This window comes from Aminobacter sp. NyZ550 (assembly GCF_025628925.2).
Classification (GTDB): domain Bacteria; phylum Pseudomonadota; class Alphaproteobacteria; order Rhizobiales; family Rhizobiaceae; genus Aminobacter; species Aminobacter ciceronei.
Genome location: NZ_CP114190.1, coordinates 4,141,816 through 4,164,193 on the forward strand (window position 1 = coordinate 4,141,816; position 22,378 = coordinate 4,164,193).

The following is a 22,378-nucleotide window of genomic DNA, read 5'->3' on the forward strand; positions in this document are numbered from 1 at the left end:
TGCGAAAACCTCCCTAGGAGTGGCGGCTGCTCGCCCAGGCGAGCGCGGTTTCAAGGATTTTTGTCAGCGTCGCACGCATCGGCGCGGCGAATTCGGGGTCGTAGCGGGTCGGCCAGTTGGCAGGCTCGACCTTGCCTGTCGGCTCGAGCATGTAGCCGCGGCAGGACAGTTCCATCTGCAAGGCATGGACGCCCTGCTCCGGCTGGCCGTGCCGGCGGGTGATCCATCCGCCCTTGAAGCGGCCATTGACCACCCAGGGCCTGCCGCTCGCCGCCATCAGTGCCGCGACCTGTTCCTGCAGAACCGGATCGGCACTGTTGCCGGAATTGGTGCCGAGGTTGAACAAAGGCAGCTTGCCTTCAAACAGCCTGGGGATGACCGAGCGGATCGAGTGGCAGTCATAGAGCACGATCACGGGATGCAGCGCCCTGAGGCGAACGATCTCAGCCTCGAGTGCGGCATGATACGGATCGTAATAGGTCGCGCGACGCCTTGAGACTTCGGCCTCGTCGGGCACCTGCCCTTCGATATAGAGCGCCTCGCCGTCGAAGGTCGTGGTCGGGCAGAGTTCGGTCGTCGCCTGGCCGGGATAGAGCGAGGCGCCTGAGGGGTCGCGGTTGACGTCGATGATCGAGCGCGACACCGTGGTGCGCACCACCGTTGCACCGAGGCCGGCGGCAAAATCATAAAGCTGCTCGATCCACCAGTCGGTGTCGCGCCGCGCCAGCCAGCGCGAGACGAAGAGATCGTCCAACCCGGCAAGGTCTATGCCGGTGTGGGGGATGCTGACGAGCAGCGGGGCGTCGCCACGCTGGACCGTCAACCAGGGCGCGCCGCTCATCTTTCGCCACCCGAGATCTCGGGCAGGCCGACGCCGGCGATCGCCTGGACGATGGCGCCGCTGCGGACAAGGGCGATGGCCTTTTCCATGTCGGGATGGAAATGGCGGTCGTCGTCAAGATGCGGAATCTGGGCACGAACGAGCTTGCGCACGGCCTCGAGCGCCGAACTCGAGGCCAGCGGCGCATGGAAGTCGCAGCCCTGGGCCGCGGCAAGCAGCTCGATGCCGAGCACGCCATTGGCGTTTTCGATCATGCCGAGCAGCCGGCGGGCGCCATGGGCGGCCATCGAGACGTGGTCTTCCTGGTTGGCCGAAGTCGGGATCGAATCGACGCTGGCCGGATAGGCCTTCTGCTTGTTCTCGGAGACCAGGGCAGCGGCGGTGACCTGTGGGATCATGAAGCCGGAGTTGAGGCCGGGCTTCGGCGTCAGGAACGCCGGCATGCCCGACAGGGCCGGATCGACCAGCATGGCGATGCGGCGTTCCGACAGCGAGCCGATCTCGCAGACGGCAAGGGCGATCATGTCGGCGGCAAATGCCACCGGCTCGGCGTGGAAATTGCCGCCTGACAGCGCGGTGTCGTCCTCGGTGAAGATCAGCGGATTGTCGGTGACGCCGTTGGCCTCGGTGCCGAGCGTGTCGGCGGCCTGGCGCAACAAGGTCAGGGCAGCACCCATGACCTGCGGTTGGCAGCGCAGGCAGTACGGATCCTGGACACGCTCGTCGCCGATGCGGTGGCTTTCGCGAATAGCGCTGCCGGCCATCAGATTGCGCAGCGTCTCAGCCGTCTCGATCTGGCCGCGGTGCTTGCGCAGGACATGGATGCGCGGGTCGAACGGCGCATCCGAGCCCTTGGCGGCATCGGTCGACAGCGCGCCTGACACCAGCGCCGAATGATAGAGGTTTTCCGCCTCAAACAGAGCGGCGAGCCCGTAAGCGGTCGAGAACTGGGTGCCGTTGAGCAGCGCCAGGCCTTCCTTGGCGCCCAGGGTGATCGGCTTGAGTTCGTGGGTAACGAAAGCGACCTTGGCCGGCACGATGCCATGCGGGGTGTGGCAGTCGCCGACGCCGATCATGGTTGCGGTCATATGCGACAGCGGCGCCAGGTCGCCCGAGGCGCCGACCGACCCTTGCGCCGGCACGACCGGAATGACGCCCTTGGCGAGCATCTGCTGCAACAGGTCGATGGTCTGTTCGCGCACGCCGGAGGCGCCCTGCGCCAGGCTGGCGAGCTTGAGCGCCATCATCAGGCGGGTCACGGCAACCGGCATCGCCTCGCCGACGCCGGCGGCATGGCTGAGCACGATGTTGCGCTGGAGCGTTTCGAGGTCGTTGGCCGGGATGCGGACGCTGGCGAGCTTGCCGAAGCCGGTGTTGATGCCATAGACCGGCTCGCCCTTGGCAACGATCCGCGCCACCGTCTCGGCGCTGGCCTTGATCCCGGGGCGACAGGCCGGATCGAGTTCAGGAACGGCGCCGCGATAGATGGCGCGCCAGTCGGCAAGCGTGGCATTGCCGGGGTTCAATACAAGCGTGGTCATTTTCCCCTCCAGATACGGGCATGGAGCGGGTTGAACCCCATGCGATAGACAAGTTCGGCCGGGCTTTCGATGTCCCAGATGGCGAGATCGGCCCATTTTCCTTTTTCGAGCGTGCCGGTCTCGGTGAGCAGCCCGAGCGCGCGGGCGGCCTCGCGGGTGGTGCCGGCGAGGCATTCCTCGACCGTCATGGCAAACAGGGTCGCTGCCATGTTCATGGTCAGAAGCAGCGAGGTCAGCGGCGAGGTGCCGGGATTGTTGTCGGTGGCAACCGCCATCCTGACGCCGTGGCGGCGGAACAGCTCGACCGGCGGCTTTTTGGTCTCGCGGATGAAATAGAAGGCGCCGGGCAGGATGACGGCGACCGTGCCTGCCGCAGCCATTGCGGTGGCACCGGCGTCATCGGTGTATTCGAGATGGTCGGCCGACAGCGCACCATAATGTGCGGCAAGGGTCGCACCGCCGAGATTGGACAGCTGGTCGGCATGGAGCTTGACCGGCAGGCCCTTGGCGCGCGCGGCGTCGAAGACACGCGTGATCTGCGCGGTCGAGAATGCGATGCCCTCGCAGAAGCCGTCGACGGCGTCGGCAAGGCCCTCGGCCGCGATCCTGTCAAGCATCGGGCCGGCAACGAGGTCGATATAGGCGTCCTTGTCGCCGTTGGCTTCCGGCGGCAGCGCGTGCGCCCCGAGGAACGTGGTGCGCACGGTCACCGGCCGCAGTTCGGCCAGCAGCCTTGCGGCGCGCAGCGACTTGGCTTCGTTGTCGAGGTCGAGACCGTAGCCCGACTTGACTTCGACGGTGGTGACACCTTCTGAAACCAGCGCATCGAGGCGCGGCAAGGTCTGGGCCACCAGATCGGACTGGCTCGCCGCGCGCAGCGCCTTGACCGACGAGACGATGCCGCCCCCTGCCCGCGCCACCTCTTCATAGGTCGCACCCGCCAGCCGCATCTCGAACTCGTTGGCGCGGTTGCCGGCATGGACGAGATGGGTGTGGCAGTCGATCAGGCCCGGCGTGATCCAGCGCCCCTCGCAGTCGATGAGGTCGGCACCGTCGCGCAGAGCCTGGGGCATGTCGGCTTCCGGGCCAGCAAAGACGATGCGGCCGTCATGGGCGGCAATCGCACCGTTTTCGACAATGCCAAGGCCGGTGGCAGCTTCAGCCAGCGTCGCCAGCCGCGCATTGCGCCAGATTCTTGCCGATGTCGCTGATTGGTTGCCAGCCATCATCTTTTTCGTTTCCTCCAACTGCGATTATGTATATACATATCAGAAAGGCGATGCAAGTGCTATCGTGCACATGAAAGGTGAGGAGATTCTGGTGGCGACGATCTTTGCGGAACAGGCGCTGCTGGCCGACGGCTGGCAACGCAACGTGCGGATGACATTGGCCGGCGGCCGCATCGCGACGGTGGAAACAGGCACGGCCGCTCAGCCCGGCGACGAGCGCCACGCCATTGTCCTGCCCGGCATGCCCAATCTGCACAACCATGCCTTCCAGCGCGGCATGGCCGGCCTCGCCGAAATCCGCGGGCCGTCGTCGGACAGCTTCTGGTCCTGGCGGGAGGTGATGTACCGCTTCGCGCTGTCGATGACACCGGAGCAGGTCGAGGCGGTCGCAGCCCAGCTCTATGTCGAAATGCTGGAGGCCGGTTTCTCCCGCGTCGGCGAGTTCCACTATCTCCATCACGACCGCGACGGCAGCCCCTATGCCAACATCGCCGAGATGGCCGAACGCATTGCCGCGGCCTCCGTCGACACCGGCATCGGGCTGACCTTGCTGCCGGTGTTCTATGCCCATTCCGGCTTCGGCGGTGCGCCCGCCAATGACGGCCAGCGCCGATTCATCAACGATACGAATCGCTTCGCCAGGCTTTTTGAGAGCTGCGGCGAAGCGCTGAAGGGCATCGACGGTGCGGTTCTCGGCCTTGCGCCGCACAGCCTGCGCGCCGCAACGCCTGACGAACTGGCAGCCGTCACGGCGCTGACGTCAGGGCCAATCCACATCCACATCGCCGAACAGGTCAAGGAGGTCGAGGACTGCGTCGCCTGGTCGGGCGCCCGGCCGGTCGAATGGCTGCTGCGCCACGCCGATGTCGACAGGCGCTGGTGCCTGATCCACGCCACCCACATGACCGAGGCCGAGACGATCGCCATGGCGCGGTCGGGCGCGGTCGCCGGCCTGTGCCCGATCACCGAGGCCAATCTCGGCGACGGCGTCTTTGCGGCACCGCTGTTTACAGAACATGGCGGCACATATGGCGTCGGCTCGGATTCGAATGTCGAGATCGGCCTCAGTGGCGAACTCAGGATGCTCGAATATTCGCAGCGCCTCGCCCATCGCGCCCGCAACGTGCTCGCCACCTCGGGCCAGTCGACCGGCCGCGCCTTGTTCGATGCCGCACTTGGCGGCGGCGCGCAGGCGCTCGGCGCGGGCACGGCGGGACTTGGCGTCGGCGCTGCCGCCGATTTCATCTCGCTCGCGCCCGACCACCCGACGCTTGCCGGCAAATCGGACGACGCCATTCTCGATGCCTGGATCTTTGCCTCAGGCGGCAAAGTCGACTGTGTCTGGGCAAATGGCCGCAAAGTCGTGACTGATGGCGCACATTTCCGCAGGGATGCTATTGCGGCCCGGTTTCGTAACGTGATGATGGAACTGACGGCGGCGTAAGAAAGGGAGACTGGGGTGTCCGATTCGATAGCGGAGATGGTTGAAGAGACGGTTGGCGGCGACGCATCGACATCGCTCTACCAGCGCATTCTCAACGACATCAGGGACCGCATCGTCTCGGGCGAATGGGAGCCCGGCTACCGCATTCCGTTCGAACACGAGCTGACCGAACAATATGGCTGCTCGCGCATGACCGTGAACAAGGCGCTGTCGCAGCTCGCCAAGGCCGGGCTGATCGAAAGGCGGCGCCGTTCCGGCAGCTTCGTGCGCCGGCCGCAATCGCAGGCCGCAGTGCTCGAAATCCACGACATCCGTGTCGAGGTCGAAGCGCTCGGCCTGCCCTACCGCTATGAGCTGATGGCCCAGACCAAGCGGCGCGCCACCAGTGTCGACCGCGACAGGCTCGGCCCCAGCCCGTCGACCGCAGGCCAGGTCCTGGCCTTGCAGTGCCTGCATTATGCCGGGGTGCGTCCATTCTGCGTCGAGGACCGGCTGATCAGCCTCGCCGCCGTGCCCGAAGCCGCCGATCAGGAGTTTCGCAAATCGGCGCCCGGGCCGTGGCTGATCGGACAGGTGCCGTGGAGTGCTGCCGAACATGTCATTCGCGCCGCCTCCGCCGATGGCGAGACGGCCGCCGACCTTGGCCTCGCCAGCGGCGCGCCCTGCCTGATCATCGAAAGGCGGACCTGGAGCGCGGAGCGCCCGGTCACCCATGTGCGCTTCACCTATCCGGCCAATGCGCATGCCGTGGTGGCGCGCTTCACGCCGTCCGACGGCTAGGATCTGTTGATACAGTGCTGTTGCCGGTGCGATCCACAGCGTTAGGGGATGCCATGGCGACACTTAGGATTTACGATCTCAAGCATCACGTCCTCGCTCTCGATCTCAGAGACTTACTGCGGCTTTTGGCACCTCGGTCTTTGGAGGCAAATTGGATAGTCACGACCGTCAAGTCGTCCAAACATGGGCACGAATGGTTCGAGGCCACAGGTGAAGGCGGCGAGCAGCTGGAGGAGTTGGCCCAGGACAAGGCCCGCCTTTCAGGCTCCGACCTAGCAGCCTTGGCCGAGAAGACGCAGCAGGTTATCTGGGGCGAGTTCGTCGGCTCGGGACCGATGCAGTCAGACAAGGCATGGGTTACGATCCGAGCCGTCGACAGTACGTTCTACGAGATCGATACGGACGATGAGACGGTGCTGAGTAAGATCAGCTCGACCTACAAAGACGTCCGAACGGGGGACGCTACGATTACATCATGGCTTTCGGACCGTTCCGGTGAATGATGGCAGCCAGACGCGAACGGCAGCTAGAGCAAGTAGAGCAGCGAACGACCTCGCCGTTTTATGATAGCGAGTGGCTACGCGCCGAGGCCGCAGGCTCGGTCCTGGCCAAGCTGTGGAGCCGTCCCGTGCTGAAGCGCGATGCCATGGGAATTCATGGCACCCTGTTTTACGACAATGAGCATCGGCGAGACCATCTGCCGTTGTTGAAGCGCGAAGTCGATTGGGACGATGGTTCAGTCAACCAGGCTCAGCGCGCGCTGTTCGCCAGACACCGCTAGTCTGTCCGGGTCGCTGGGTGCAGAATCAAAAACGCCGCGCATCCCCAGGAATACGCGGCGCTTTTTTGTCTTGGGGCCGAAACGCGTCGCTTATGCAGCGGCGGTGACGATGATCTCGACCTTGTATTCCGGACCGGCCAGCTTGGCTTCGCCGGTGGCGCGCGCCGGCGTGTTGCCCTGCGGCACCCAGCCGTCCCAGACCGAGTTCATCTCGGCGAAGGTCGACATGTCGTCGAGCCAGATGATCGCCTGCAGGATCTTGGTCTTGTCGGTGCCGGCCTTGGCGAGCAGCGCGTCGATCTCGGCCAGAATGGCCTTGGTCTGCGCGGCAACGCTTTCGCCCGGGGCGCCGACCTGGCCAGCCAGGTAAACGGTGTTGTTGTGGATGACGATCTGGCTCATGCGGGGGCCGACATCGATACGACGAACGCTCATGGGTGGGTCTCCTTCCGTTAGGGGTGGCGCCTTCTTAGATTTTGCCACCTCCCCCGGCAAGGCCGCAGCGGTCGATTTGCGTGGGCCAGCGGCTTTGCCGCACCGATCCACCGCTTTGTCGCCCGACCTCGTTGACTAATGTAATAACATCACATATCCAAGGGTCAGTTCGCTGCCGTTAAGCATGAAGCCGATGACCGACGCCTGCCTGACATTCAAGGACCTGACGCTTGGCTACAACAGCCATCCGGCAGTGCACCATCTCAGCGGCTCGATCCCCTCGGGATCGCTGACCGCGGTGATCGGCGCCAATGGCTCGGGCAAATCCACTTTGATGAAGGGCATCGTTGGCGTGCTGAAGCCGATGGCCGGCATCTGCACCGTCACACCGGGCAAACGCGTCGCCTATCTGCCGCAGCAGTCCGAACTCGACCGCAGCTTCCCAGCCCGCGTCGTCGATCTCGTCTCGCTCGGTCTCTGGCCGAGGCGCGGCCTGCTTGGCCGCTATTCCACGGAAGACCGCGATGCCGTCTCCAAGGCGCTGATGGCGGTTGGCCTCGAAGGTTTCGAAAAGCGCGCCATCGACACGCTGTCGGGCGGCCAGCTGCAGCGCGCGCTGTTTGCCCGTGTGCTGGTGCAGGATGCCGATCTGATCCTGCTCGACGAACCGTTCAACGCGGTCGACGCCAAGACTGTCGGCGACCTGATCCAGCTGATCCAGCGCTGGCATGGCGAAAGCCGCACGGTGCTGGTCGTCGCCCACGACCTCGAACTGGTGCGCGCACATTTCCCGCACACGCTGCTTCTGGCCCGCCGGCCGGTCGCCTGGGGCGAAACGCGCGAGGTGCTGCGCCCGGAAAACCTGCTCAAGGCGCGCCGTTTCGACGAGGCCTGGCATGACGATGCGCCCTGGTGCGAGCCGGACGACGGGCACGGCCATGCGCATTCCCACGCTCATGGACATGACCACGCGCATTCCCACACAGAGGGACATGACGGGCATCACCATCACGATCACGGCGAGGTCCACGATCGTCCCGACCATGAATCCGGCCCCCGGGCAGCGTGACCTTCGCCATGTATGAGTTCCTGATCGCTCCTTTCGTCGAATTCGGCTTCATGCAGCGCGCGCTGGCCGGCTCGCTGATGCTGGCGCTGGGCGCCTGCCCGGTCGGCGTCTTCCTGATGCTGCGGCGCATGAGCCTGACCGGCGATGCCATGGCGCACGCCATCCTGCCCGGTGCTGCCGCCGGCTTCCTGCTTTATGGCCTGCAGATCGTGCCGATGACCATTGGCGGGCTGATCGCCGGCGTCATCGTGGCGCTCGGCGCAGGTGCTGTGTCACGCTTCACCGTGCAGCGCGAAGACGCTTCGATGGCCGCCTTCTACCTGATCTCGCTGGCGCTCGGCGTGCTGATCGTGTCGCTGCGCGGCTCGAGCGTCGACCTGATGCATGTGCTGTTCGGCACCGTGCTGGCGCTTAATGACGACGCGCTGACGCTGATCGCGCTGATATCGGGCCTGACGCTTTTGACGCTCGCCATCTTCTGGCGCGCACTCGTCGCCGAATGCCTCGATCCGCTGTTTCTGCGCTCGGTCAGCCGGCTCGGCACGCCTGTCCATTTCATCTTTCTTGGCCTCGTGGTGCTCAATCTCGTCGGCGGCTTCCAGGCGCTCGGCACGCTTCTTTCGGTCGGGCTGATGATGTTGCCGGCGGCTGCCGCACGCTTCTGGACGGCGCGCGTCGAGCCGATGTGCGCGCTCGCCTTCGGCTTCGGCGCCATCTCCTGCATCGCCGGCCTGCTGGTGTCCTACCACGCCTCCCTGCCCTCGGGCCCGGCCATCATCCTCTCTTCAGGCGCGATCTATCTCGCCTCCATCCTTTTCGGCACACGCGGCGTCTTCAACACCAAGCTGCGCCGCCACCGCCACCGCACCGCCTGATCCGCTTCAACATGGAGAGACACATGCTCAGAACAATTGGCTTCGCCTCGCTTATGAGCGTTATAACATTAACGTCGCTGACCACGATTTCGGCCGCAGCCGAACCGCTGAAAGTGGTGGCGAGCTTCTCGATCATCGGCGATTTCGCCAGAAATGTCGGCGGCGACCGCATCGAGCTGACCACACTCGTCGGCCCCGACGGCGACGCCCATGTCTATGAACCTTCGCCCGCCGATGCTGTGAAGATGTCCAAGGCCGATGTCGTGCTGGTCAACGGCCTGCAGTTCGAGGGTTTCCTGCAGCGGCTTGTCGAGGCCAGCGCCACCAAGGCGTCGGTCGTCGAGCTGACCAAGGGCGTTGAGCCGATCAAGATGAAGGAAGAACATGAGCACGCCGCTGAGGCAGGCGGTGATGACCACCATCACGGCGACCTCGACCCGCACGCCTTCCAGTCGATCGCCAATGCCAAGATCTATGTGAAGAACATCGCCGACGCCTTCTGCGCGGCGGATGCCGCCGGTTGCGATGCCTACAAGAGTAACGCCGACGCCTATACGGCCAAACTCACCGCGGCCGAGACCGAGGTCAAGGAAGCGGTGGCATCGATCCCCGAGGCGAAGCGCACCGTCATCACCTCGCATGACGCCTTCGGCTATTTCGAAAACGCCTATGGCCTGACCTTCCTGGCCCCCGAAGGCATTTCGACCGAAGCCGAGGCCTCCGCTGCCGACGTGGCGGCCCTGATCTCGCAGGTTCGCGGCGACAAGGCGTCGGCGATCTTCGTCGAAAACATCACCAATCCGCGCCTTGTCGAGCAGATTTCGGCCGAAACCGGGGTCAAGGTCGGCGGCACGCTCTACTCCGATGCCCTGTCCAAGGCCGACGGCCCTGCTGCAACCTATATCGACATGATGAAATCCAATATCGCCACCATCAAGGGCGCGATCCTCGGCAGCTAGGACTGCCCGTCCGAAGCACCGGCGGCCCGCGCGATCGGGCTGCCGCACGACCCAACCAGCCTGGTGAAGGCGGGGCGCAAAACCTCGCCTTTTCTTCTCGCACATTCTGTTATGTAATAACATTTATGAGGATATCATGAAACACCTGCTCGCCACGGCATCCGCGCTCGCCATGCTGATCGGCCTCGCCACCGCCCCCGCCTCTTCAGAGGAAAAGACGGCATGGCGGCTGTTCGTCTCCGACCATGCAGCCTCAGTCGTCCATGCCCTCGACATGGAAACCGGCAAGACGATCGAAACCTTCGACGTCAAGGCGCCAACCAGCCTCTACCGCTCAGACAGCGGCCGCAGCATCTTTGCCGTGCAAGGCAAGGGCGACGTGATCTCGGTGCTGTCGAGCGGCATCGCCTTCGGCGACCATGGCGACCACGGCGACATCAAGGTCGAGGCACCCAGGCTGCTCGACGTCGCCTTCGAGGGCAAGAAGCCGTCGCATTTCGTCGACCATGACGGCGACATCGCCCTGTTCTTCGACGGCGAAGGCAAGGCGCGCGTCACCCGCGAGGCTGACATTCTGGACGGCAAGCCGGCCATCCGCGAGGTGGTGACCGACGCTCCCCACCATGGCGTCGCGATCGCCCTTGGCGACGACGTGCTGATATCGGAGCCCAACACGGACAAACCCGACGAGCTGCCGACAGGCATTCGTGTCGTCGATCGCGCCGGTGCGACCGTCGGCGATATCCATGCCTGCCCCGACCTGCATGGCGAAGCATCCTCGGGCAACCTGGTGGCCATTGCCTGCGCCGAAGGGCTTCTTATCACCTCAGGCGACGGCAAGATCGAGCTTTTGCCTTATGACAAGGCCTTGCCCGCGGGCAAATCGACGACTTTGGTCGGCGGCCGCGGCCTGCAATATTTCCTCGGCAATTATGGCCCGAGCGCCGTCGTTTTGATCGACCCGAAGTCTGAGGACGCCTTCCGGCTGATCGAGCTGCCGACGCGCCGGGTCCATTTCAGCGTCGATCCGGTGCGGGCGAAGTTCGCCTATGTCTTCACCGAGGACGGCCAGCTGCACCGCATCGACGTCGTCGCCGGCAAGATCGACGCCTCGCTGAAGCTGACCGAGCCCTACTCGATGGACGGCCACTGGAGCGATCCGCGCCCGCGCGTTGCGGTTGCCGGCAACCGCATCGTCGTCTCCGACCCGCTCAAGAGCGTGCTGCATGTCGTCGATGCCTTAACCTTCAAGCAAGGAGACGACATCGCGCTCGCAGGCAAGCCTTACAACCTCGTCGCCGTCGGCGGCTCCGGCGAGACGCACTGAGCGACAAGCACCCATCCAGCGGCACTGGCCGCCGGATTTTTCCCCCACGCCCCGGCCGGCGGCATTTGCCGCCGGATTTTCCCCCAATGTCCTTGCCGGCGGCATGCGCCGCTGGACCCCACCCAGGCCAATTCCGAGGGAGCGCCTCCATGCCCGTTCGATCCAAGCCAACACCTTTGCCCGTAACCGTCCTGTCCGGTTTCCTCGGCGCCGGAAAGACCACGCTTCTCAACCATATCCTCAACAACCGCGACGGCCTGCGTGTCGCCGTCATCGTCAACGACATGAGCGAAGTCAACATCGACGCAGCGCTGGTTCGCGACGGCGGCGCCGAGCTGTCGCGCACCGACGAGCAGCTGGTCGAAATGACCAATGGCTGCATCTGCTGCACCTTGCGCGACGATCTGCTCAAGGAGGTGCGCGCGCTCGCCGGACAGAACCGCTTCGACTACCTGCTGATCGAATCGACAGGCATTTCCGAGCCCCTGCCCGTCGCCTCGACCTTCCAGTTCCGCGACGAAAACGGCCAAAGCCTGTCCGACGTCGCCCGCCTCGACACGATGGTGACTGTCGTCGACGCCGCCAATTTGCTCAAGGATTATGCGTCGTCAGATTTCCTCAGGGATCGCGGCGAACAGGCCGGCACGGGCGACGATCGTGCCCTGGTCGACCTGCTTGTCGAACAGATCGAATTCGCCGATGTCGTCGTGCTCAACAAGGCGTCGACAGCAAGCACCGCCGACCTCGATGCCGCCCGCAAGATCGTCCGCGCCCTCAACCCGGATGCCCGGCTGGTCGAGACCGATTTCGGCCGCGTACCGACAGACGCCGTCCTCGGCACCGGCCTGTTCGATTTCGACAAGGCCGAACAGCACCCCTTGTGGTTCAAGGAGCTGAACGGTTTTGGCGATCACGTCCCTGAAACCGAGGAATATGGCATCCGCTCCTTCGTCTATCGCGAAAGGCGGCCGTTCGACCCTGAGAAGCTGCACGCCTTCATCAACCGCCAATGGCCCGGCGTCGTCCGCGCCAAGGGCTTCTTCTGGCTCGCCACAAGGTCCGAATTCGTCGGCGAGATCAGCCAGGCCGGCGCGCTGGTGCGCACCGGCAAGCGTGGCCTGTGGTGGTCGGCGGTGCCGCGCGGGCAATGGCCCGATCACCCGGAATGGCACGAGGCGATGAAGCCCTATCTCGACCCGGTCTGGGGCGACCGCCGCCAAGAGATCGTCTTCATCGGCTGCGATCCGATGAACGAAGTGCGCATCCGCGCCGAACTCGACAATTGTCTTGTCGACGCAGCGTCATTTACCCCAGGCAAATGGCGCGATCTCGCCGACCCCTTCCCGTCCTGGCAGCGCCCAGCCGCCTGACACAGCCGGACAGGAGTTGCCCCGCGGCGCCAGCGGTGGCAAGACTGGCGCCGACGCGCCGCCGCGGCGGCCAACAAACTGTGAGGACGAAGATGGAATACCGTCAGATTACCGACGACTACTCGGTTTCAGGCCAGATCACTCCCGACGAAGTTGCCGCCATCAAGGCCGCCGGCTTCAAGAGCGTCATCTGCAACCGCCCCGACAACGAGCAGCCCGGCCAGCCCTCCGCCGACAGCGTCAAGGCCGCCGTCGAAGCCGCCGGCCTGGCCTTCCGCTACATCCCCGTTATCAGCGGCGCCATGACCGGCGACAATGTTGCCGACATGGCCGACGCGCTCGACGAGATGGACGGCCCTGTTTTCGCCTATTGCCGCTCGGGCACGCGCTGCACCAATCTCTACATGGCGATCCAGCAGAGCAAGGGCTGACCGGCCAACCGGCAAGACGCGGTCACCGGCACGCGTCTTGCCCGCTCTAGATCCCCAGCCGCTCGACCTCTTCTCCCCTGAAGCGCAGATCATAGTCGAGGAAGAACTCGTCGAGCTGCGGCGGCGCGACCGATGTGCCCGACAGCATCGCGTGGATCTGGCCGCGGTGATGGATCTGGTGAATGAACAGATGGGCCAAGAGGTCGCCGATGCGTTCGGGGATCTGGCCGGCCTCGCCGCGATCCGACAGCACCCGCCTGTCGAGATCGGCTGCACTCAGACCGTCGCAACAGGCGACCAGTCGCCGGTCGAACTCGGCCTGCGCCGCGGCAAGGGCTGAGGCCGTGTCGAGCGCGACAAAACCATCGAACAGCATCTGCCCCTCGCCGCCTTCCTCGATCATGTCGAGATAGAACAGGTCGACTTCCAGAATGTGGTTCAGCGTGTCCTTGAGCGAGGGGAAAAAGCTCGTCCGTTCGGCCTCGAGCTCACCCGGCTGCAGGGCCAGCACGGCGCGGTAGATGCGGTCGTTGGACCACAGATTGTTCCGCGCCATGCGGCTGAAATGGCCTGTCATCTCCACCAGGTGGCTCAGGCCGGCTCGAACCTGCCGACCTGGCGTTCGATCGCACCAAATATCGAATGGCCGGCCTTGTCCTTCATTTCGACGCGCAGCGTGTCGCCGAGCGACACCGAGAGCGTCTCGACCGCGCCCCTGACGATGGCGCCGGTGCCAAGCGCGCGGGATGCGGCGGCGTCCGCTATCACCTTGGGAAAGCTGGTCCAGACGGAGGTGACGTTGCGCGCCCCGGCAATCAGCGCCAGGTGCACGGCCCCGTCCCAGGCGCCGCCCAGCTCATCGGGAGTGACAGCGACAGGCGACAGCGCCGAGGTGCCGGCCTGGCCGCCATCGAGGATGGTGTCGGTGGAGAGCACGATCAGCGCCACCGCGTCTTTCGCCTCATCCTCCGATGCTGCCATGGCAACGTCCGAGACGATCACCGCGACGGCGGCGTCGATTTTTGCGTCGCGGATCTTGCCGGGCAGTTCGATCGCATCGCGCGGGCCGGCAAAGGCATCGCCGCCGCCGAGCCGCTGGTAGGCGCGCGGCAAGGGCGAATGGGCGTCGTGCTCGTGGAAGCGCGACGACGGCACCGCGCCGATTTCGAGCGAGCCGGCCAAAGCCGCGAGATGTGGGGAAATCCGGCGCCAGTCGTCGAGCGCCGCCTGCAGGTTGGGTGCCAGGAACGAGGCATCGGTGTATCGCGTCAGGTCGCGCGAGACGATGACCAGTTTCCCGTCACGCGAACCGTTCTTCAGCGTCGCCAGTTTCATGCACGTCCTCCCGGTTAGGGGGCGTCTTCGCCCTTGTCAGTCACAACAAGCCCGTCGCGGCCAATCGTCAAGGGACCATTCCATGTTTTCCTGACAGCTTCGATCCAATCGGCCTCACCGATGTCGGGATCGTCGGCCGGTATCAGGTGATTGAGCACCAGGCGGCCGACGCCGGCGCGCGCCGCAATCGTGCCCGCCTCGCCGGCCAGGCTGTGGCTCGCCATCAGATGTTCGCGCAATCGCGCGCCATTGCCGGTGCGCGCCACCAGCCGCTCGACACCTTCCTCCAGCATCGCCTCATGCAGCAGGATATCGGCGCCGCGGGCAAAATCGGCCAAGGGCGGGAAAAAGGCGGTGTCGGCGGAAAAGACGATCGACGTGCCCTGGTGCTCGAAGCGCAGGGCAAAACATTCGGTGACGGGCGGATGGTCGACACGCAGGGCGCTAACCGACAGGCTGCCGTCGCGCAGCACCTCGCCTTCGCCGAACTCGACGACCTCGACCATCTCGCGCAGATCCGGGCGGCCTTCGTCGACGATGCGGATTTCGATGTCGAATTCAAGCGCTTGCACGAAACTCTGCCAGTATCGATTCAATCCGACCGGGCCGAAAAGCCTGACCGGCGTGGCAAGCCCCGCGGTCCAGGCGGTGTGCAGCAGCGGCCCGAGCTCGAGCACATGGTCGGAATGGAGATGGGTGATGAAAACCAGGTCGAGGGCTTTGAGGCTGAGACCGGCATCGGTCACGCCGCGCGTCACGCCTAGGCCGCAGTCGACGATGACGGTGCGGCCGCCGAGTTCGAGCAGCGTCGATGTCGGCCATGGCCCGCCCGGCCTGATCGCCGGCCCGCCCTTGGTGCCGAGCAGGACGAGACGGTCGCTCATGCGCCCCTGCCCGCGCGAACAGTTGCGATCTGCGACTCGGATTTCATCTGACACCTCTTTTTGCCTGCGCCCAAGCTAGAGCGGCGGCAAGCACCGAGGCAAGGTCAAAGCGTCAGTCGACGCGGCGCGGATATTGGGCGCGCGGCGGGATCCAGTGATGGACCAGCGCGAGAAGCAACAGGCTGATACAGCTCAACAGCACGACGATGAACAAGGTGCTGCCCTGATAGGGTGTGGCCGTCGCCACGAGCGGGATCGCACCCGCGGGTGGGTGCGTGACGCGGAACATCAGCATCAGGGCGATCGAAACGCCGACCGCCACCGCCGACACTTCCCACAGGCCGGGAAAAGCCATAGCCGCCGCAACGCCGATCAGCGTGGCGATGAAATAACCGGCAAATATGTTGATCGGCTGGGCCAGCGGGCTGGCCGGCTGGCCGAACAGCAGCACTGCGGTCGCGCCCAGCGGCGCGATCAGCATCGGCAGGCCGGTGACCGAGGCAAGTCCGCCGACAGCCGCCAGGCCGACGATCGCGCCCGATCCCGACTTGACGTGCGAGAGCATCTGGCCTTTCGGCTCATGCCGGGCAGTAAGGGTGCGTATGTGGCGGCGCATCGTTGGTTCCAGGCCGAAGGGCCCGCCTCAATAGCAAATCAGGGCTTCGGCTGGCAACGTCGCTTTGTTCGAATTTTTCACCCTACAGTGAAAAAACTTTCCCTGGAAATGCCCTACCAATCGCCCCTACCAGTCCATGACGACCTTGCCGGAATTGCCGCTGCGCATGGCATCGAACCCGGCCTGGAAATCGTCGATGCCGATGCGGTGGGTGATCAGGCCGCCGACATCGAGCGGCCCCTGCACCAGCGCGATCATCTTGTACCAGGTCTCGAACATTTCGCGGCCATAGATGCCCTTGAGATGCAGCATCTTGAAAATGACCTTGTTCCAGTCGATCTCGAAACCGGTCGGCGCAATGCCGAGAATGGCGATCTTGCCGCCATTGTTCATGGTGTCGATCATGTCGCGGAACGCGACCGCCGAGCCCGACATTTCCAAGCCGATGTCAAACCCCTCGGTCATGCCTTCCTCGCGCATCACGTCGCGCAGCTTCTCTTTCGAGGCGTCGACGACGTGGTGGATGCCCATCTTGCGCGCCAGCGCCAGGCGGGTCGGGTTGATATCGGTGATGACGACCTTCCGGGCGCCGACGCACTGGGCGACCAGTGCCCCCATGATGCCGATCGGCCCGGCGCCTGTCACCAGCACGTCCTCGCCGACGAGATCGAAGGACAAAGCTGTGTGTACGGCATTGCCGAGCGGGTCGAAGATCGCGGCGATCTCGTCGGAGACGTCGTCGGGGATCGGCACGACATTGTGCTGGGGGATGGCGACATATTCGGCGAAGGAGCCCGGCCGGTTGACGCCGACGCCGAGCGTGTTGCGGCAGAGATGTCCCCGCCCGGCCCGGCAGTTGCGGCAATGGCCGCAGACGATGTGGCCTTCGCCGGAAACACGCTGGCCGACCTTGTAGTCCTTCACTCCGGCGCCGAAATCGGCGACCGTGCCGACGAATTCGTGCCCCGTCACCATCGGCACTGGCACGGTCTTCTGCGCCCACTGGTCCCAATTGTAGATGTGGACGTCGGTGCCGCAGATCGCCGACTTCCTGACCTTGATCAGCACGTCGTTGGGGCCGATCTCCGGCACCGGCACCTCTTCCATCCAGATCCCCGGTTCAGCCTTGGCCTTCACCAGGGCGCGCATCATGTTCGACATTGTCTTGTCCTCGGAATCGCTTGATCCGGAATCGCTTTTTGCAACTCCGGCAGTATTACCAGATCACTTCGAGCTCGCGCCCGACCTCGGCGAAGGCCGCGATCGCGCGGTCGATATCGGCTGAAGAATGGGCTGCCGACATCTGCGTGCGGATGCGCGCCTGGCCTTTGGGCACAACCGGGAACGAAAAGCCGATGACGTAGATGCCGCGCTTCAGCATGCGCGCCGCCATCTCCTGCGCCACCGTGGCATCTCCGAGCATGACCGGGATGATCGGGTGGTCGGCGCCGGCGAGCTTGAAGCCGAGCTTGCCCATGCCGGCGCGGAAACGCTCGGCATTGGCATAGAGTTTGTCGCGCAAGGCCCCGCCTTCGGCGATCAGCTCCAGCACCCTGATCGAGGCGCCCGTGATGGAAGGGGCAAGCGTGTTGGAGAACAGATAGGGCCGCGAGCGCTGGCGCAGCCAGTCGACGACCTCGCGTCTGCCCGAGGTGTAGCCGCCGGAGGCGCCGCCCAGCGCCTTGCCGAGCGTGCCGGTGATGATGTCGACCCTGCCCTCGACGCCGCAATGCTCCGGGGTGCCGCGCCCGTTCCTGCCGACGAAGCCGACGGCATGACTGTCGTCGACCATCACCATCGCGCCGTATCTGTCGGCGAGATCGCAGACGCCCTTGAGATTGGCGATGATGCCGTCCATCGAGAACACACCGTCGGTGGCGATCAGCTTGAAGCGGCTGCCTTCGGCCTTCTTCAGTTCTTCCTCGAGGGCCGCCATGTCGTTGTTGGCGTAGCGAAAACGTTTGGCCTTGGACAACCTGACGCCGTCGATGATCGAGGCATGGTTGAGGGCATCCGAGATGATGGCATCTTCTTCGCCGAGCAGCGTCTCGAACAGGCCGGCATTGGCGTCGAAGCAGGAGGAATAGAGGATGGTGTCCTCCATGCCGAGGAAGCCGGAGAGTTTTGCCTCCAGTTGCTTGTGCTCTTCCTGGGTGCCGCAGATGAAGCGCACCGAGGCCATGCCGTAGCCATAACGGTCGAGGGCTGACTTGGCGGCGTCACGCAGTTCATGGCTGTCGGCGAGGCCGAGATAGTTGTTGGCGCAGAAGTTCAGCACCTTTTCGCCGCCGACCTCGATCTCGGCACCCTGCGTCGAGGTGATGACGCGCTCGGACTTGTAGAGCCCGGCGGTTTTGAGGCCGGACAGTTCCGTCTGGAGATGGGAGAGGAAAGCATTTCTCATCGCGTCACGTCCCGTTCGTTGGCCTGATATGGCGGCAAGACCTGGCCGATACTACAGGGCCGATACTACAGGAAATACGACCCGAGAGGTCGATCATCCATGGCACAGGATGCGGCCAAGCAGGGCCGCCTTGCAACGGGCATGTTTGACGAGAAGGGCCGACCGGGCGGCCGGCCCTGCAAGGCTGTCGGTCAGGACAGGGGCGCACCGATGATGTCGATGCCGTTGCGGGCACAGGCCTCGGTCAGCGCCTTGATGGCCTCTGGCGTCGGCGCCACCTCAAGCGGAAACTCGGCCTTGTCGGTCGGCACGCCGATCTCGCGCACCAGACGCTCGAAGTCGCCGCGCGTGGTGACGGTCAGGCAGCGGGCGCCCTCGGCGGATTCGACGCGATAGCTGTGCGGAACCCCCTTCGGCGCCATCATGGTCTGGCCGGCGCGGCCGAAGAACTCCTTGCCGCCGACATTGAAGCGCATCACGCCGTCGAGGATATGGAACACCTCGTCTTCGTTGACATGGATGTGCAGCGGCGGCGATGAGCCATAGGGCATCAGATGTTCGATGACGCTGATCGTGTCGGCTCCCGCCTCACCCGATACCTTGATGGTTGCCAGAGAGCCGGCAAACCACAACAACTCGCCGTCACTGTCGGTCTTCGCATGCATGGTCATTTCTCGTCCTTTCGAGCAGCGCGGTCTGAAAATCCGCGGTGCCCCGATCTAAGCGGCGTCCGTATCCGCTCGAATTCAGCGAAACCGAACGCTGTATCCGAAAGCTGAAACAATTCGCGTCTCATACGAAAGCAAAAGAACCCTGCACTGGAGAGCCCGACCTGTCAGGAAAACGACGCGGCCAAGCGCCGTTTCCCTCGCCGCGGCGGCCGACTGCCCGGTTTATCCTTGGCCGAGATCAGTCTGCGCCGAGGGGACAACATGGCCGACGCGACCATTTCAGGCATCCGCATCTACAGGCAATGGCAGCCGTTTCGCGACGGCACCTATCGCTGCTCCGGCGGCCGAAGTGCCGAAGGCTTCGATTCGACAATCGTCGAGATCACCAGCCGCGACGGCATCAGCGGCTATGGCGAGATGGCGCCGCTCGGCAGCTTCTACGATCCGGCCTTTGCCGCCGGCGCCCGCGAGGCGATGAAGGAGTTGGCGCCGCAATTGCTGGGCTGTGACGCGTCCGGCATCGAGGCGCTCAACCGGCGCATGGAGCTTCTGCTCAAGGGCCATCCTTACGCCAGATCGGCCATCGACATGGCGCTCTGGGACCTGGTCGGCAAACGTTCAGGCCTGTCGCTGGCAGCGCTCTCAGGCGGCGCCGAGGGAGAGCAGCTTGCGCTCTACCGCTCGATTGCCCAGCAGGCGCCCGAGGCGATGGCTGTCAGGGCGACAAAATACATCGCCGAGGGTTACCGCCGGCTGCAGGTCAAGGTCGGGCTCGACGTCAACGAGGACATCGCAAGGCTGGAAGCGGTGCGGGCAGCGGTGCCCACTAACACGGTGCTGTTCTGCGACGCCAATGCCAGCTGGGGCACAGCGGAGACGCGGCGCTTCCTGATGGCGACACGAAATCTCGACTACACGCTGGAGCAGCCTTGCGCCAGCTACGAGGAAAACCTCGCCATCCGCCGCGCCACCGACCGGCCGCTGGTGCTGGATGAGACCATCGACAGCGCCGACATGCTCATCCGCGCGATCGGCGACGGGCTCGTCGACGGCATCACCATCAAGCTCGCGCGGGTGGGCGGGCTCACGCGCGCAAAACTATTGCGCGACATCGCGATTGCCAAAAACCTGAAGGTCACGATCGAGGACACCGGCGGCGCCCAGATCGACACGGCCGCCTATTCGGGCCTGCTGTTGTCGACGCCCGAGCATCTCAGGCAGCACACAGTCGACTTCCACAACTGGGTGACGGTGGCCAATGCAAGCGGCGAATTTGCCATTTCAGGCGGCATGATGGCTTTGCCCGGCGGGCCGGGCCTCGGCCTCGACGTCGAGCCTGACCTGTTCGGCGCACCGCTGTTTTCCTGCGGCCTTTGAAGAGATGGCTGGACGGACACGCCCCCGCACCCGTCCAGCCTGATGTCGGCGCTATGGTAGCGGAGCGCCGACGACCTCGATGTTGCGTTGCGCCGGGGTGTCGAAGAAGCGCCTGCTTGCGTCCCGCTCGACCCTCGACGGCAGGACGTCCGCCTGTAGCGGCAGGCTCATCTGGCGAACCATCTGCTCGAAGACGCCACTCTGGGTGACGATCAGGCAGGTCGCGGCGTCGGTGGATTCGATCCTGAAATGGTGCGGCAGCCCGCGGGGCGCCATCACCGTCTGGCCGACATGGGCAAGGAAGTCCTTGCCGTCGACAAAAAACTGCATCGTACCTTCGAGCATGTGAATGACTTCGTCGCCGCTCAGCGTGACGTACAGCGGCGTCGTTTCGCCCTGCGGCATGCGGCATTCGATGACGCTGATCTCGCCGGCGCTCGCCGGCACACGGATGGTCATCAGGTTGTCGCCGAACCACAAGATCTGGTTGGCGTTCCCAGCCCTGGTCTGATCGCTCACAGATTATTCTCCCCGCACGCAGGCGAAACTGCCGCCCAGGTCCGGAGTTATCGATGCGATGTAACCGTTTGAGGTTGGCAGCCGCCGCCAGTGTTTCAAGCCAATGAAACAATTCGCGCGTAAGTCGAAATATATTCGCACTTCCTAAACCTGAAAGCGAAAGCCATTCTGCATGCGCGGGCAGTTTGCGGCGCCAAGCAAAAGCGGCCGCGAAGCGCTTGCTTCGCGGCCGTTTCAGCGATTTCGGGTTGCGGCTGACGCTTAGAAGAACGCCTGCAGGCCGGTCTGGGCGCGGCCCAGGATCAGCGCATGCACGTCATGCGTGCCTTCATAGGTGTTGACCGTCTCCAGGTTCTGCGCATGGCGCATGACGTGGTAGCCGATCTGGATGCCGTTGCCGCCATGCATGTCGCGGGCGATACGGGCGATGTCGAGGGCCTTGCCACAATTGTTGCGCTTGACGATCGAGATCATCTCGGGCGCGAATTTATGCTCGTCCATCAGGCGGCCGACGCGCAAGGACCCCTGCAGGCCGAGCGCGATCTCGGTCTGCATGTCGGCGAGCTTCTTCTGGTAGAGCTGGGTACCGGCCAGCGGCTTGTTGAACTGCTTGCGGTCGAGGCCGTATTGCCGGGCACGGTGCCAGCAATCCTCGGCCGCGCCCAGAACGCCCCAGGAGATGCCGTAGCGGGCGCGGTTGAGGCAGCCGAACGGACCCTTGAGGCCCGAGACGTTGGGCAGCAGCGCGTCTTCGCCGACTTCGACGCCTTCCATGACGATCTCGCCGGTGATCGAGGCGCGCAGCGACAGCTTGCCGCCGATCTTCGGCGCCGACAGGCCCTTCATGCCTTTTTCGAGCACGAAACCGCGGATCTGGTTGTCATGGGCTGCAGACTTGGCCCAGACGACGAAGACGTCGGCGATCGGCGCGTTCGAGATCCACATCTTCGAGCCGGAGATCTTGTAGCCATTGGCGGTCTTCTCGGCACGGGTCTTCATGCCGCCCGGGTCGGAACCTGCGTCCGGCTCGGTCAGGCCGAAGCAGCCGATCCACTCGCCCGATGCGAGCTTGGGCAGGTACTTCCTGCGCTGTTCTTCCGAGCCATAGGCATAGATCGGGTACATCACCAGCGACGACTGCACCGACATCATCGAGCGATAGCCGGAATCGACGCGCTCGACCTCGCGGGCGACGAGACCATAGGTGACGTAGCCGGCGCCAAGGCCGCCATATTCCTCGGGAACGGTGATGCCGAGCAGGCCGGCCTCGCCCATTTCGCGGAAGATCGCCGGATCGGTCTTCTCGTCGAGATAGGCCTCCTCGATGCGCGGCGCGAGCTTGTCGGCGGCAAAGGCTGCGGCGCCGTCGCGCACCATGCGCTCGTCCTCGGTCAGCTGGTCTTCGATCAGGAACGGGTCGGCCCAGACAAAGCTGCCGCCGCCGGCCGGTGTGGATGCGCTCATGGTTCCTCCGGAGAATGGGTGATTTC

Annotated in this window: 24 protein-coding genes; 11 read left to right on the forward strand and 13 right to left on the reverse strand. The window is 64.5% G+C overall.

Annotation, left to right across the window (positions count from 1 at the left end; translation table 11 throughout):
- Nucleotides 1-13: 13 nt before the first annotated feature.
- Genes hutG through hutI form a run of 3 tightly spaced genes read right to left on the reverse strand, consistent with a single transcriptional unit; the run spans nucleotide 14 to nucleotide 3,611 of the window.
- Nucleotides 14-841 (reverse strand): N-formylglutamate deformylase, encoded by an 828-nt coding sequence (gene hutG / locus N7E70_RS20515; RefSeq protein WP_263007450.1) that lies wholly within the window; start codon nucleotides 839-841, stop codon nucleotides 14-16.
- Nucleotides 838-2,382: a histidine ammonia-lyase gene (gene hutH / locus N7E70_RS20520; RefSeq protein WP_263007451.1), complete on the reverse strand. Its 1,545-nt coding sequence runs from the start codon at nucleotides 2,380-2,382 to the stop codon at nucleotides 838-840. Before hutH ends, hutG begins: the two co-directional genes overlap by 4 nt.
- Nucleotides 2,379-3,611: an imidazolonepropionase gene (hutI, locus tag N7E70_RS20525; RefSeq protein ID WP_182573689.1), complete on the reverse strand. Its 1,233-nt coding sequence runs from the start codon at nucleotides 3,609-3,611 to the stop codon at nucleotides 2,379-2,381. Before hutI ends, hutH begins: the two co-directional genes overlap by 4 nt.
- Nucleotides 3,612-3,702: 91 nt before the next feature.
- Between hutI and N7E70_RS20530 the strand changes: the two genes are divergently transcribed.
- Genes N7E70_RS20530 through N7E70_RS20545 form a run of 4 tightly spaced genes read left to right on the forward strand, consistent with a single transcriptional unit; the run spans nucleotide 3,703 to nucleotide 6,616 of the window.
- Nucleotides 3,703-5,055: a formimidoylglutamate deiminase gene (locus tag N7E70_RS20530; RefSeq protein ID WP_263007452.1), complete on the forward strand. Its 1,353-nt coding sequence runs from the start codon at nucleotides 3,703-3,705 to the stop codon at nucleotides 5,053-5,055.
- Between the two features lie 36 nt (nucleotides 5,056-5,091).
- Nucleotides 5,092-5,835, forward strand: coding sequence for a histidine utilization repressor (gene hutC / locus N7E70_RS20535; RefSeq protein ID WP_263007499.1), 744 nt, complete (start codon nucleotides 5,092-5,094; stop codon nucleotides 5,833-5,835).
- A 53-nt stretch (nucleotides 5,836-5,888) separates the two neighbouring features.
- Nucleotides 5,889-6,338, forward strand: a complete 450-nt coding sequence (locus N7E70_RS20540; RefSeq protein ID WP_263007453.1) for a hypothetical protein — start codon at nucleotides 5,889-5,891, stop codon at nucleotides 6,336-6,338.
- Complete coding sequence (locus N7E70_RS20545; protein ID WP_263007454.1) at nucleotides 6,335-6,616, forward strand: hypothetical protein; 282 nt, start codon at nucleotides 6,335-6,337, stop codon at nucleotides 6,614-6,616. Before N7E70_RS20540 ends, N7E70_RS20545 begins: the two co-directional genes overlap by 4 nt.
- Before the next feature lie 90 nt (nucleotides 6,617-6,706).
- On the opposite strand, the gene N7E70_RS20550 is transcribed toward N7E70_RS20545, so the two are convergent.
- Nucleotides 6,707-7,051, reverse strand: coding sequence for a RidA family protein (locus tag N7E70_RS20550; protein WP_055979001.1), 345 nt, complete (start codon nucleotides 7,049-7,051; stop codon nucleotides 6,707-6,709).
- A 193-nt stretch (nucleotides 7,052-7,244) separates the two neighbouring features.
- Here N7E70_RS20550 and aztA point away from each other — a divergent pair, with 193 nt between their 5' ends.
- The 6 genes from aztA (at nucleotide 7,245) to N7E70_RS20580 (ending at nucleotide 13,082) form a co-directional block, all read left to right on the forward strand.
- On the forward strand, nucleotides 7,245-8,120 hold the full coding sequence (gene aztA / locus N7E70_RS20555) for a zinc ABC transporter ATP-binding protein AztA (protein ID WP_263007455.1): 876 nt from the start codon (nucleotides 7,245-7,247) through the stop codon (nucleotides 8,118-8,120).
- A gap of 8 nt (nucleotides 8,121-8,128) precedes the next feature.
- Nucleotides 8,129-8,995: a zinc ABC transporter permease AztB gene (gene aztB / locus N7E70_RS20560; protein ID WP_154385512.1), complete on the forward strand. Its 867-nt coding sequence runs from the start codon at nucleotides 8,129-8,131 to the stop codon at nucleotides 8,993-8,995.
- Nucleotides 8,996-9,018: 23 nt separating this feature from the next.
- Nucleotides 9,019-9,954, forward strand: coding sequence for a zinc ABC transporter substrate-binding protein AztC (gene aztC, locus N7E70_RS20565; RefSeq protein WP_263007456.1), 936 nt, complete (start codon nucleotides 9,019-9,021; stop codon nucleotides 9,952-9,954).
- Nucleotides 9,955-10,090: 136 nt separating this feature from the next.
- A complete protein-coding gene (aztD, locus tag N7E70_RS20570; RefSeq protein ID WP_263007457.1) occupies nucleotides 10,091-11,281 on the forward strand; it encodes a zinc metallochaperone AztD in 1,191 nt (396 codons plus the stop codon).
- A 149-nt stretch (nucleotides 11,282-11,430) separates the two neighbouring features.
- A complete protein-coding gene (zigA, locus tag N7E70_RS20575) occupies nucleotides 11,431-12,651 on the forward strand; it encodes a zinc metallochaperone GTPase ZigA (protein ID WP_263007458.1) in 1,221 nt (406 codons plus the stop codon).
- A gap of 92 nt (nucleotides 12,652-12,743) precedes the next feature.
- Complete coding sequence (locus tag N7E70_RS20580) at nucleotides 12,744-13,082, forward strand: TIGR01244 family sulfur transferase (RefSeq protein ID WP_263007459.1); 339 nt, start codon at nucleotides 12,744-12,746, stop codon at nucleotides 13,080-13,082.
- A 46-nt stretch (nucleotides 13,083-13,128) separates the two neighbouring features.
- Here N7E70_RS20580 and N7E70_RS20585 read toward each other — a convergent pair whose 3' ends face one another.
- The 7 genes from N7E70_RS20585 to N7E70_RS20615 all read right to left on the reverse strand — a co-directional run bounded on the left by N7E70_RS20585 (nucleotide 13,129) and on the right by N7E70_RS20615 (nucleotide 18,992).
- Nucleotides 13,129-13,665 (reverse strand): DinB family protein, encoded by a 537-nt coding sequence (locus N7E70_RS20585; protein ID WP_263007460.1) that lies wholly within the window; start codon nucleotides 13,663-13,665, stop codon nucleotides 13,129-13,131.
- Nucleotides 13,666-13,673: 8 nt separating this feature from the next.
- Complete coding sequence (locus N7E70_RS20590) at nucleotides 13,674-14,417, reverse strand: fumarylacetoacetate hydrolase family protein (protein WP_263007461.1); 744 nt, start codon at nucleotides 14,415-14,417, stop codon at nucleotides 13,674-13,676.
- A gap of 14 nt (nucleotides 14,418-14,431) precedes the next feature.
- On the reverse strand, nucleotides 14,432-15,301 hold the full coding sequence (locus tag N7E70_RS20595; RefSeq protein WP_263007462.1) for an MBL fold metallo-hydrolase: 870 nt from the start codon (nucleotides 15,299-15,301) through the stop codon (nucleotides 14,432-14,434).
- A 112-nt stretch (nucleotides 15,302-15,413) separates the two neighbouring features.
- Nucleotides 15,414-15,917, reverse strand: a complete 504-nt coding sequence (locus N7E70_RS20600) for an HPP family protein (protein WP_154385436.1) — start codon at nucleotides 15,915-15,917, stop codon at nucleotides 15,414-15,416.
- Nucleotides 15,918-16,043: 126 nt separating this feature from the next.
- On the reverse strand, nucleotides 16,044-17,078 hold the full coding sequence (tdh, locus tag N7E70_RS20605) for an L-threonine 3-dehydrogenase (protein WP_263007463.1): 1,035 nt from the start codon (nucleotides 17,076-17,078) through the stop codon (nucleotides 16,044-16,046).
- A 55-nt stretch (nucleotides 17,079-17,133) separates the two neighbouring features.
- Nucleotides 17,134-18,321 (reverse strand): glycine C-acetyltransferase, encoded by a 1,188-nt coding sequence (locus N7E70_RS20610; RefSeq protein WP_263007464.1) that lies wholly within the window; start codon nucleotides 18,319-18,321, stop codon nucleotides 17,134-17,136.
- A 191-nt stretch (nucleotides 18,322-18,512) separates the two neighbouring features.
- Nucleotides 18,513-18,992: a cupin domain-containing protein gene (locus N7E70_RS20615; protein ID WP_263007465.1), complete on the reverse strand. Its 480-nt coding sequence runs from the start codon at nucleotides 18,990-18,992 to the stop codon at nucleotides 18,513-18,515.
- 261 nt (nucleotides 18,993-19,253) lie between these two features.
- Between N7E70_RS20615 and N7E70_RS20620 the strand changes: the two genes are divergently transcribed.
- The gene (locus N7E70_RS20620) at nucleotides 19,254-20,369 is read left to right on the forward strand and encodes a mandelate racemase/muconate lactonizing enzyme family protein (RefSeq protein WP_263007466.1); all 1,116 of its coding nucleotides are present in this window, start codon (nucleotides 19,254-19,256) and stop codon (nucleotides 20,367-20,369) included.
- A 51-nt stretch (nucleotides 20,370-20,420) separates the two neighbouring features.
- Here the strand turns inward: N7E70_RS20620 and N7E70_RS20625 are convergent, their stop codons facing one another.
- Together N7E70_RS20625 and N7E70_RS20630 are read right to left on the reverse strand one after the other, a co-directional pair.
- Nucleotides 20,421-20,888, reverse strand: coding sequence for a cupin domain-containing protein (locus N7E70_RS20625; protein WP_263007467.1), 468 nt, complete (start codon nucleotides 20,886-20,888; stop codon nucleotides 20,421-20,423).
- 261 nt (nucleotides 20,889-21,149) lie between these two features.
- Nucleotides 21,150-22,352, reverse strand: a complete 1,203-nt coding sequence (locus tag N7E70_RS20630) for an acyl-CoA dehydrogenase (protein ID WP_192317189.1) — start codon at nucleotides 22,350-22,352, stop codon at nucleotides 21,150-21,152.
- Nucleotides 22,353-22,378: the final 26 nt, after the last annotated feature.

Excerpts from the sequence above, each read along its gene's own strand:
- hutG (WP_263007450.1), bottom strand. The coding sequence starts at position 841 with ATGAGCGGCGCGCCCTGGTTGACGGTCCAGCGTGGCGACGCCCCGCTG.
- hutH (WP_263007451.1), bottom strand. The coding sequence starts at position 2,382 with ATGACCACGCTTGTATTGAACCCCGGCAATGCCACGCTTGCCGACTGG.
- hutI (WP_182573689.1), bottom strand. The coding sequence starts at position 3,611 with ATGATGGCTGGCAACCAATCAGCGACATCGGCAAGAATCTGGCGCAAT.
- hutC (WP_263007499.1), top strand. The coding sequence starts at position 5,092 with ATGGTTGAAGAGACGGTTGGCGGCGACGCATCGACATCGCTCTACCAG.
- N7E70_RS20540 (WP_263007453.1), top strand. The coding sequence starts at position 5,889 with ATGGCGACACTTAGGATTTACGATCTCAAGCATCACGTCCTCGCTCTC.
- N7E70_RS20545 (WP_263007454.1), top strand. The coding sequence starts at position 6,335 with ATGATGGCAGCCAGACGCGAACGGCAGCTAGAGCAAGTAGAGCAGCGA.
- N7E70_RS20550 (WP_055979001.1), bottom strand. The coding sequence starts at position 7,051 with ATGAGCGTTCGTCGTATCGATGTCGGCCCCCGCATGAGCCAGATCGTC.
- aztA (WP_263007455.1), top strand. The coding sequence starts at position 7,245 with ATGACCGACGCCTGCCTGACATTCAAGGACCTGACGCTTGGCTACAAC.
- aztB (WP_154385512.1), top strand. The coding sequence starts at position 8,129 with ATGTATGAGTTCCTGATCGCTCCTTTCGTCGAATTCGGCTTCATGCAG.
- aztC (WP_263007456.1), top strand. The coding sequence starts at position 9,019 with ATGCTCAGAACAATTGGCTTCGCCTCGCTTATGAGCGTTATAACATTA.
- aztD (WP_263007457.1), top strand. The coding sequence starts at position 10,091 with ATGAAACACCTGCTCGCCACGGCATCCGCGCTCGCCATGCTGATCGGC.
- zigA (WP_263007458.1), top strand. The coding sequence starts at position 11,431 with ATGCCCGTTCGATCCAAGCCAACACCTTTGCCCGTAACCGTCCTGTCC.
- N7E70_RS20580 (WP_263007459.1), top strand. The coding sequence starts at position 12,744 with ATGGAATACCGTCAGATTACCGACGACTACTCGGTTTCAGGCCAGATC.
- N7E70_RS20590 (WP_263007461.1), bottom strand. The coding sequence starts at position 14,417 with ATGAAACTGGCGACGCTGAAGAACGGTTCGCGTGACGGGAAACTGGTC.
- N7E70_RS20595 (WP_263007462.1), bottom strand. The coding sequence starts at position 15,301 with ATGAGCGACCGTCTCGTCCTGCTCGGCACCAAGGGCGGGCCGGCGATC.
- N7E70_RS20600 (WP_154385436.1), bottom strand. The coding sequence starts at position 15,917 with ATGCGCCGCCACATACGCACCCTTACTGCCCGGCATGAGCCGAAAGGC.
- tdh (WP_263007463.1), bottom strand. The coding sequence starts at position 17,078 with ATGTCGAACATGATGCGCGCCCTGGTGAAGGCCAAGGCTGAACCGGGG.
- N7E70_RS20610 (WP_263007464.1), bottom strand. The coding sequence starts at position 18,321 with ATGAGAAATGCTTTCCTCTCCCATCTCCAGACGGAACTGTCCGGCCTC.
- N7E70_RS20615 (WP_263007465.1), bottom strand. The coding sequence starts at position 18,992 with ATGACCATGCATGCGAAGACCGACAGTGACGGCGAGTTGTTGTGGTTT.
- N7E70_RS20620 (WP_263007466.1), top strand. The coding sequence starts at position 19,254 with ATGGCCGACGCGACCATTTCAGGCATCCGCATCTACAGGCAATGGCAG.
- N7E70_RS20630 (WP_192317189.1), bottom strand. The coding sequence starts at position 22,352 with ATGAGCGCATCCACACCGGCCGGCGGCGGCAGCTTTGTCTGGGCCGAC.